Annotated in this window: 7 protein-coding genes; 5 read left to right on the plus strand and 2 right to left on the minus strand. The window is 67.8% G+C overall.

Annotation, left to right across the window (positions count from 1 at the left end; genetic code table 11):
• The first annotated feature begins 121 nt into the window (after positions 1 to 121).
• A complete protein-coding gene (locus VI08_RS22055; protein WP_045829595.1) occupies positions 122 to 3637 on the plus strand; it encodes a patatin-like phospholipase family protein in 3516 nt (1171 codons plus the stop codon).
• 85 nt (positions 3638 to 3722) lie between these two features.
• On the opposite strand, the gene VI08_RS10880 is transcribed toward VI08_RS22055, so the two are convergent.
• Entirely contained in the window at positions 3723 to 5120 is a 1398-nt protein-coding gene (locus VI08_RS10880; RefSeq protein ID WP_045829596.1) for a class II fumarate hydratase, read from the minus strand.
• Positions 5121 to 5270: 150 nt separating this feature from the next.
• On the opposite strand from VI08_RS10880, the gene purB reads away from it, so the two are divergent.
• Positions 5271 to 6638, plus strand: coding sequence for an adenylosuccinate lyase (gene purB / locus VI08_RS10885; protein ID WP_045829597.1), 1368 nt, complete (start codon positions 5271 to 5273; stop codon positions 6636 to 6638).
• Between the two features lie 194 nt (positions 6639 to 6832).
• Here purB and VI08_RS10890 read toward each other — a convergent pair whose 3' ends face one another.
• Positions 6833 to 7186: a thioredoxin family protein gene (locus VI08_RS10890; RefSeq protein WP_045829598.1), complete on the minus strand. Its 354-nt coding sequence runs from the start codon at positions 7184 to 7186 to the stop codon at positions 6833 to 6835.
• 191 nt (positions 7187 to 7377) lie between these two features.
• Here VI08_RS10890 and VI08_RS10895 point away from each other — a divergent pair, with 191 nt between their 5' ends.
• The 3 genes from VI08_RS10895 to VI08_RS10905 form a co-directional block, all read left to right on the plus strand.
• Positions 7378 to 8580 (plus strand): cupin domain-containing protein, encoded by a 1203-nt coding sequence (locus tag VI08_RS10895; RefSeq protein ID WP_045829622.1) that lies wholly within the window; start codon positions 7378 to 7380, stop codon positions 8578 to 8580.
• On the plus strand, positions 8577 to 9074 hold the full coding sequence (locus VI08_RS10900; protein ID WP_045829599.1) for a hypothetical protein: 498 nt from the start codon (positions 8577 to 8579) through the stop codon (positions 9072 to 9074). The genes VI08_RS10895 and VI08_RS10900 overlap by 4 nt, the downstream gene beginning before the upstream one ends.
• Before the next feature lie 94 nt (positions 9075 to 9168).
• On the plus strand, positions 9169 to 9394 hold a 226-nt coding region (locus tag VI08_RS10905), incomplete at its 3' end, for a 2-oxoglutarate dehydrogenase E1 subunit family protein (protein WP_045829600.1).

A 9394-nucleotide genomic window follows, 5' to 3' on the forward strand; every position in this document is an offset into this window, starting at 1 on the left:
ACACAACGGCCCCTTCGGGGGCCGTTTTTTTGTCTGATGGGGATAAGCCAACTGGCCAATTGTGGCCGCCCGCCCCGGGGTCTAAAAACGTCGGCTGGTACTTGGCCCCGGGGAGACGGCCATGGCGACCACGCAAGAAGACGATGCCCTGGCCACGCGCCGTGCCCGGGCCGGGATCCCAGCCGACGCGCCACGCCTTGGGCTGGCGTTCTCCGGCGGTGGCATCCGCAGTGCCACGTTTTGCCTCGGCGTGTTGCGCGCCCTGGCCCGGCACAAGCTGCTCAGGCGGTTTGATTACCTCTCGACCGTCTCGGGCGGTGGCTATGCCGGCTCCGCGTTTGGCCGCCTGTTCCACGCGGGCGATGGCGGTGACGCCGCCGCCGTGGAAGACGGCCTGGGCCGCGACGATACGTCGTTCCTGTGGTGGCTGCGCAACAACGGGCGCTTCCTCGCGCCCGCCGGTGCCGGCGACCTGTTCCAGACCTGGGCCACCCAATTGCGCGGTTTTATCGCGACACAAGTGGAAGTGGCCGTCCTCGCCATCGTCCTGGCCTGCCTGATCACGCTGCCGCACCTTGCCTACACCGCGCTGCCGGACGACAGCTGGTCGCCGCCGGTGGTGGTGAGCCTGTGGTGGTGGCTGCTACCGATCCCCGCGGTGATGGCGGCCATCGCCTGCTACGGCTACTGGTTCCTCGGCCGCGCCAACCTCGCCGGCCTGGTCACCGCGCTCGCCTCCGGCTTCGCCAGCGTGACACTGGCCATGCGCGCCTACGCCAGCCATGACGCGGTCGAGCAGGCCGTGTGGACGGGCTGCGCGCTGTTCTTCGGCCCCGGGCCGCTGGCGTGGATCGCCGCCCGCATCAGCTCCGCGCTGCGCACCGAAGAGGCCAACCGCGTGCGCTACGCGCGGGCGTTCGCGGCGTTCAACGGCCTGTTCGCGCTCGTCTTCCTCATCGGCGCCGTTGACATGCTGAGCTGGTACGTGCGCTCTCGCCTCGGCAACCTGCATGCGGGCGTCAGCCTGTTCACCGGGGCCGGCGTGGCGACCGTGGTGCTGGCCATCGTCCGCGCGGTGATGCCGATGACCCAGTCGAACGGAAAGGCCGGGGCACCCTTGTCGCTGGGCCTCATCGCGCAGGTGTTCGGCTTGCTCACGCTCGCGCTCATCGTGCTGTTCTGGACCACGATCTTCCAGTTCCTCGTGTTCCCGCCCGACCAGAGTGGCACCGGCGTGTTCCAGCATGCGTGGGTGCGATGGCTGGCGGCGGCGCTGGTGGTCGTCGTGTACCTGCTCATCAACGGCCGCGCCATGGGCCAGCTGAACCAGTCGTCGTTGCACATGTTTTACCGCTCGCGCCTGGCGCGTACGTATGTCGCGGTGGGCAACGCGCCGGTGCCGGGCAGCACGGCGCGGACACGTTTCCCCGAGGCCATGCTGGCGCCCGTCACGCGTGGCACCACCGAAGCCATCGTGAAGGTGACAGAGCTGCTCCCCGGCGATGACGTGGCCCTGCCCGACTACGCGCCGTACCGCTACGGCGGCCCCATCCACCTCGTGAATTGCTGCATCAACCAAACGGTCGATGACCGCACCGGCACCTACAATGCCGACCGCAAGGGCGTGAGCCTGTCGGTGAGCGCGCTGGGCGTGGAAACCGGCACGCATCACCCGAATGCCGCCGTGCTGCCCACGCTCGCGCGCACCACGCTGGCGGAATGGGTGGCCATCTCGGGCGCCGCCCTGGGTTCGGGCATGGGCTCGCTGACCCAATCGGGCACCGCGGCGCTGTTGTTCCTCAGCGGGCTGCGCCTCGGGTACTGGCAGCGCAACCTTTCCGACGAGCCGCCGCCGAGGCGCGGCATCGTCGCGAAATACCAGGCGCTGGTGCGCGAGATGCTCGCGCGGTTCCCCGGCCTGCGTGACGCCGACTGGTACCTCAGTGACGGCGGCCATTTCGATAACACGGGCGTGTACGCACTGCTGAAGCGCGAGCTCGACCTGATCGTGCTGGTGGATTGCGGTGCCGACCCCGACTACCGCTTCGCCGATGTCGAGAACCTCGTGCGCAAGGCGCGCATCGACTACGACGCCGGCATCGCCTTCGTGGATCCGCTGCAGCTCGCACCCGTGGCGGGCGATGACGCCGCGCGCTTTGGTACGCCCGATACGATGACCTCGGACCCCGGCCCCGCGCACCTGCTGCTCGCGCGCATCGCTTATGCCAGTGGTGCGAAGGGCACGTTGCTGATCGTGAAGCCGCGCTTGCCCGAAGGCCTGCCCCTCGACGTGGCCGGTTACGCCGATCGCGAACCCACCTTCCCCCAGCAGAGCACGACGCAGCAGTTCTTCAGCGAATCGCAGTGGGAGAGCTACTGCCAGCTTGGCGTGTGCCTGGGGAGCTCGATCACGGCAGGCATGCTCGACAAGCTAACGTCATGGGCATGGCAGGCGGGTGTCGTCGGCACGCAGGCCACGGCGCTCACGCCCGCGACGGTGCCGCCCAGCCGCTTCCGCCAGATGGCCACCACGGTGGGGACATCCATCGGCCTCGGCGCGATATTCACCGCGGCGCTGGCGGCGTGGCAGTCGATCGACGCCGCGCGCAAGCAGGATGCCGCGTTGCAGGCCGCCACCGTGCAGAAGACCCAGGATATCACCGCGAAGGCGGTGGCCCTCGGCGGCAGCCTGCAGCCGGGTACCGCGTTCGACGACGGGATGCGCGCGAAGATCGCCGACCTGCTGCGCGACCTCGCGACGGTGCAGATGCCCGACCGCCTGCGCGAGCGCGTGGCCGGCCTCGTCGAGCCCCTGTCCTCAGCGTGCGATGCCACGACCGATCCGCAGGCGCAGGCCTCGTGCGAGTACTACGCCAACGTGCTCGCGTGGCGCACCAGCGTACCGCCCACGGCGTGGGAATCGGCGATGCGGGACTACGACCGGTGGCGTGATCCGTCGCAGGCGCTCGACGAGAGCTACGCCTCGACGACAGGCAACGAGGCGCCCGCGCCGGCCCCACCGCCACCTGCGCCCGAGGCCTCGCCGCCTCCACCGCCGCCGCCACCCGAAGCGGCGCCAGCGACGCCCACATCCGGGTACGTGGCAGAAAGCGGTTCGCCGCGCGAGCGGTACGGTGCGCGGCCCGGGTCGATGCCGCCGCCTGAAAACGCGACGCAGGCGACAGCCACCGCACCGGCACCGACGTACGCGCCAACACCTGCGCCTGCTCCGATGCCTGCGCCAACGCTTTCGCCCGCCGAGCTCGAAGACCAGGTGCGCAATGCCTGCGGCCAGCCGGGCCAGCCGTTCACGCTCTACACGCAGGTGTACGACGAGGCGACACGCAGCATGGCGGCGTCAGTGCTTGCGCGCGTCCACGCGCTGGGGCTGGTGGTGCCCGGCATCGAGAACGTCAGCAACACGGCATCGCGCAACGGCACGCGCGCACCGTTCGAGTGGCGCGCGCCGACGGTGCTGTATGCGTCCAGCGGCGCCTCGTGCGCGAACGCGCTGGTGGCGTGGGCGAACGCCACGCTGCCCGAGCTCGCGCACGTGAAAGCACGCGCGGTGGCCCTGCCGCCGGGTACGGGCAAAGCGGAAACCCTGGAACTCTGGCTACCCCGCAAGCGAATGTAGGAGCGCGCTTGCGCGCGATGGATCTTGCCGCACCACCCATCGCGCGCAAGCGCGCTCCCACACCACAAGAGGAGGAAGGGGGCGATTAACCGCCGCCGCCACCGCCGCCGTGGATGCCGCCCTTGGTGAGTGCGGCGGGGTCGAGCAGCTTGGCCAGCTCCGCCTTCGAGAGGCCGGTGGTTTCCAGTGCCACGTCCATGATGGGGCGTTTTTCCTTGTAGGCCTGCTTGGCGGTCGCCGCGCCCTTCTCGTAGCCGATGACCGGGTTCAGCGCGGTGACGAGGATGGGGTTTTTGTCGAGTGCTTCGCGCACGTGCTCCTCGTTGACCTTGAAGCCCGCGATGGCCTTGTCGGCGAGCAGCGTGGTGACGTTGGCGAGGATCTCGATCGACTGCAGCAGGTTGTACGCGATGACCGGCAGCATGACGTTGAGCTGGAAATTACCCGACTGGCCCGCGATGGCGATGGTGGCGTCGTTGCCGATCACCTGCGCGGCCACCATGGCGGCGGCTTCGGGGATCACCGGGTTCACCTTGCCCGGCATGATCGACGAACCGGGCTGCAGCGCGGGCAGCTCGATTTCACCGAGGCCGGCGAGCGGCCCGGAATTCATCCAGCGCAGGTCGTTGGCGATCTTCATCACCGCCACGGCGAGCGCACGGAGCTGGCCACTGAGCTCCACCGGCGCATCCTGCGCGGCCATGCCCGAGAAATAGTTGTCGGACGATTCGAACTTCACCCCGGTGAGCTTGCCCAACTCCGTTGCCACCGCCGGGCCGAACTTCGGGTCGGCGTTGATGCCGGTGCCGACGGCGCTGCCCCCCTGCGGCAGGCGGCGCGTGCGCTTCAGCGTATCGCCGATACGCTCCTCGGCATCGCGCACCTGCGCCGACCAGCCGGAAAGTTCCTGGCCGAACGTGATGGGCATGGCGTCCATGAGGTGGGTGCGGCCGGTCTTTACCACCTTCTTCAGTTCCTTCGCGCGGCCGTCGATGGCCTTGCGCAGGTGCTTCAGCGCCGGCAGCAGCTTCTCGGTGGTGGCCAGCGTGGCGCTGACGAGGATCGCGGTGGGGATCACATCGTTGGAGCTCTGCCCCGCGTTGACGTGGTCGTTCGGGTGCACCTTGGCGCCCGCCGCCTCGGCGAGGTGGGCGATGACCTCGTTGGCATTCATATTCGAGCTGGTGCCCGAGCCCGTCTGGAACACGTCGATGGGGAAATGTTCGTCGACCTCGCCCGCGGCCACCTTGTCGGCGGCGGCGCGGATGGCCTTGGCCGTGGCCTTGTCGAGCTGGCCCAGCTTCACGTTGGCCTCGGCGGCGGCGGCCTTAACCAAGCCCAGGGCCCGGATGAACTCGCGCGGCATGGTGAGGCCGGAGACCGGGAAATTGTCTACGGCCCGCTGGGTCTGGGCGCCGTAAAGCGCTTTGGCGGGTACCTTCAATTCGCCCATGCTGTCGCGTTCGGTGCGGAAACGGCTCATTCGTCGGGGACTCCTGGGAGGATTCCACCAAGATAGCCCCTTCGGCGACCCTGTGGGAGCGCGCTTGCGCGCGATGGCCTCCCAGCCCGCCCCAGGCCCGCCACCCGGTTATAATCACCGGCTGCCCCACATCGCCCCCAGGACCCCGCCATGTCCCACGCCACGCTGACCGCCCTTTCGCCGCTGGACGGCCGCTACGCCGCCAAGTCGGGTTCCCTGCGCCCCATCTTCAGCGAGTTCGGCCTCATGCACCGGCGCGTGCACGTGGAGATCCACTGGCTGCTCGCCCTCGCCCGCCACCCGGGCATCGTCGAGCTGCCGGCGTTCCCGGCCGATGCCGTGGCCCGCCTCGAAGCCATCGCCAACGATTTCGCCGTGGACGATGGCGAGCGCATCAAGGCCATCGAGGCCACGACCAACCACGACGTCAAGGCGGTCGAGTACTTCATCAAGGAAAAGATCGGCAACGACCCCGCCCTGGCCCAGGCCAAGGAGTTCGTGCACTTCGCCTGCACCAGCGAAGACATCAACAACCTCGCTTACTCGCTGATGCTGCGCGACGCGCGCGAAGAGGTGCTGCTGCCGGCCATCGACCAGGTCATCGGCACGCTGCGCGGCATGGCGCATGAGTACGCCGGCCTCTCGCTGCTTTCGCGCACGCATGGCCAGACCGCCTCGCCCAGCACCATGGGCAAGGAGATCGCCAATGTCGTCGCGCGCCTCGAGCGCCAGCGCAAGCAGCTCGTCGCCATCGAGATCCCGGGCAAGATCAACGGCGCCGTCGGCAACTACAACGCCCACGTCATCTCGTACCCCGACGTGGAGTGGCCGCAGCTGGCGGCGGGCTTCGTCGAAGGCCTCGGCCTCACGTTCAACCCGTACACCACGCAGATCGAGCCGCACGACGGCATCGCCGAGTTCGCCGACGTGCTCCGCCGCATCAACATCATCCTCATCGACCTGGCACGCGATATCTGGGGCTACATCTCGCTGGGTTATTTCCGCCAGGCGCTGAAGGCCGGCGAAGTGGGTTCGTCCACCATGCCGCACAAGGTGAACCCCATCGACTTCGAGAACGCCGAAGGCAACTTCGGCCTCGCCAACGCCCTGCTCGGCCACTTCGCCGAGAAGCTGCCGATCAGCCGCTGGCAGCGCGACCTCACCGACTCCACCGTGCTGCGCGCCCTGGGCACCGCCTTCGGCCACTCGCTGGTGGCGCTGGAGTCGCTGATGAAGGGCCTGGGCAAGCTCAACGTCAACGCCGAGCGCATCGCCGCCGACCTCGACAACAGCTGGGAAGTGCTGGCCGAAGCCGTGCAGACGGTGATGCGCCGCTACGGCCTGCCGGAACCCTACGAGCAGCTGAAGGCCCTCACCCGCGGCCAGGGCATCACCAAGGATTCGATGCGCGCCTTCATCGACGGCCTCGACATGCCAGCCGACGCGAAGAAGGCGCTGGCGGAGCTGACCCCGGCTAGCTACATCGGCCTGGCAGATGCTCTGGCGAAGGCGATCTAGACGCCGTACCCCTGTAGGAGCGCGCTTGCGCGCGATGCTTTTGAAAACGCCCGGCACATGCCGGGCATTTTTCGAGTCATCCTCGCTTTTCAGGAGTTGGTCACTGCGTGACGCGTCGACAACGGGAATCCGGCAGGCCGGTGCAGCAGTCGAATCTCCGCGCAGGCCATTCGCTAACGACCCGCCATCGCGCGCTATTGAGAATCGTCCCGCAGCAAGGGCGTGATCATGTCGACCACTTGTTCCCTGCTTAGGAAACCGCTGCGCGTACCGGCCCACGTCCCCCGTTTGATAACGGCTTTCTCGAAGACGCAAAGCGTGGGGAGAGTCGTGATCTTGTACGTTGCCACCGTGTCGGGTGCGTTGTCCGTATCCAGCGTGCCTACCTTTACCTGATCAGCAAAGGCCTCGCAAAGCTCGACCATCACCGGCAACATCTGCCGCCCCGGTCCGCACCAGGCGGAAGTGAACAGGACGACGACTGGTATATCGGACTTGAGCACTTCGCAGGAAAAATTGGTGTCATCGAACGTGCTGAGCGTGGCCATTGCAGTGTCCTCCCTGACGTGGTCGACACCATGTCGACGTTCGTGTCTTCTCATGCCGGTCGTTACCGGATGGATAAGTGGTGGTGAAGGCCTGCAGCTGAGCCATCGCGCGCAAGCGCGCTCCCACATGAGCTGGTTCGTGCGGTCCCATGGTGGTGTCGAGCGCCCCCGCGCCGTTTACAATCCCGGCCATGGCCATCAAGACTCCCACCCAGAAGCCCCTCCCCATCGAAGTCCGCGGCTCGGCGTCGCAGCCGCTGGGCATGAGCAGCACGCAGTTCCTGCGCGATTATTGGCAGAAGCGCCCGTTGCTTATCCGCAATGCCTTCCCTGGTTTCGAGGCGCCGATCGAGCCGAACGACCTGGCCGGCCTCGCCTGCGAGCAGGGCGTGCTGGCGCGGCTCATCATCCATGACGAGAAGCGTGGCAAGTGGACGGTGAAGACCGGCCCGTTCGACGAAGCCGAATTCGGCAAGACCCCGAAGCGCGACTGGACCCTGCTGGTGCAGGACGTCGACAAGTGGGATACCGACGTGGCCGCCCTGCTCGATACCTTCCGCTTCCTGCCCACGTGGCGGGTCGACGACATCATGGTCTCGTACGCCGAGGACGGCGGTGGCGTGGGTGCCCACGTCGACCAGTACGATGTCTTCCTGCTGCAGGGCCTTGGCCAGCGGCACTGGGCCATCAGCAACGACCCGGATGCCCCGCTGGCTTTCCGCGATGACGTGGAACTGAAGCAACTGAAGACCTTCGAGCCCACCCACGAGTGGCTGCTCGAGCCGGGCGACATGCTCTACCTGCCGCCGGGCGTGCCGCACGATGGCGTGGCCCTGGGCGATTGCATGACCTTCTCCGTCGGCATGCGTGCCCCCTCGCAGGCGGAGCTCACGGGCGACCTGGCCGATTTCCTGGCCGATCGGATGCCCGAGGAGCTGCGCTACACCGATGCCGACCTGGCCCCGGCCAAGCGCCCGGGCGAGATCGATTCGGCGGCGCTGAACCGCCTGCGCCAGGCCCTGCCCTTCGCCGCCGCCCTCGACCGCGAGCTGCTGGCGGACTGGTTTGGCCGCTTCATCACCCGCTACCGCAACGCGCAGGAGGCCGCCCCGCCGCCGAAGGCCACCACGGCCGCGGCGCTGGACAAGGCCATCGAGGCCGGCGCCACCTTCGTCCGCCACCCCTTCGCCCGCCTGGCATGGGTGGCCGGCAAGAAGGACGCCACCTTGTATGTAAGCGGCAACGCCTACGAATGCCCCACCCGCCTGGCCGAGACCCTGGCCGGCGAGCGCGAGTTCGCGTTCGAGAAGGCCCCGGCCGCCGCCGACAAGGCCCTGCTGCTGGCCCTCGTCAACGATGGCCACCTCGGCATCCGCAAGGGCCGCCGCCGGTGACCGGCCCGGCGGACAAGGGCCTCGAGGCAGCCGACCGCGCTGGCCTGGAAGCCGCCCATGTCCGCCTGCTCGCCGAGGCCCGCTACCGGGCCTCGATCTACCTGCCGGTGATGGAGCCGGGCGTGCTCGACAGCGATGCCGCCCTCGCCGAGCTGCGTCGGCTGGCCACCAGCGGCCGGCATGCGCGGATTCGTATCCTTACCCACGACGCCAACCGGGCGCATCGCGAAGGGCACCGGCTGCTTGCGCTGGTGCAACGGTTGCCGACGGCGGTAGCCATCCGTGTTCCAACGGATGAGACACATCTCCACTACCCCTCGGCGTTCACCACCGCCGACGACGCGGGTGCGTATCTGTTCAGGCCCGTGTTTTCGCGGTTCGAGGCGGAAGGGTCACTCGACGCGCCCGGCCAGACCTCTCGTTTGCTGGCCTATTTCGACGAGGTCTGGGAGCGCTCCGAGGCGGCCTGGGAGATAAGACCACTGGGTATTTGATATCTCAGACATACGGCAAAAAGCTTGGCGCGGTGCAATGTCACAGGGCTATACTTAATGAATTCTTTCGCCCTTTCCGTGTGTTGGTGGTGACGTGAGCGCAAATCTGATCCGCGAGTTTTCCGAATCTTCCCAACTCGCCGGCGGGAACGCCGATTACGTAGAGCAAGTCTACGAAGCCTGGCTGGCCGATCCCGGCACCGTCCCGGCCGAATGGGATGCCTACTTCAAGACGTTCAAGGGCCGCGAGGCCGGTGATGTGCCGCATTCCAGCGCCATCGCCCGCATCGAAGCCGCGCAGAAGCAGCGCCGCGGCGCTG

Source organism: Luteibacter yeojuensis (assembly GCF_000964085.1).
GTDB classification, from domain to species: Bacteria; Pseudomonadota; Gammaproteobacteria; order Xanthomonadales; family Rhodanobacteraceae; genus Luteibacter; species Luteibacter yeojuensis_A.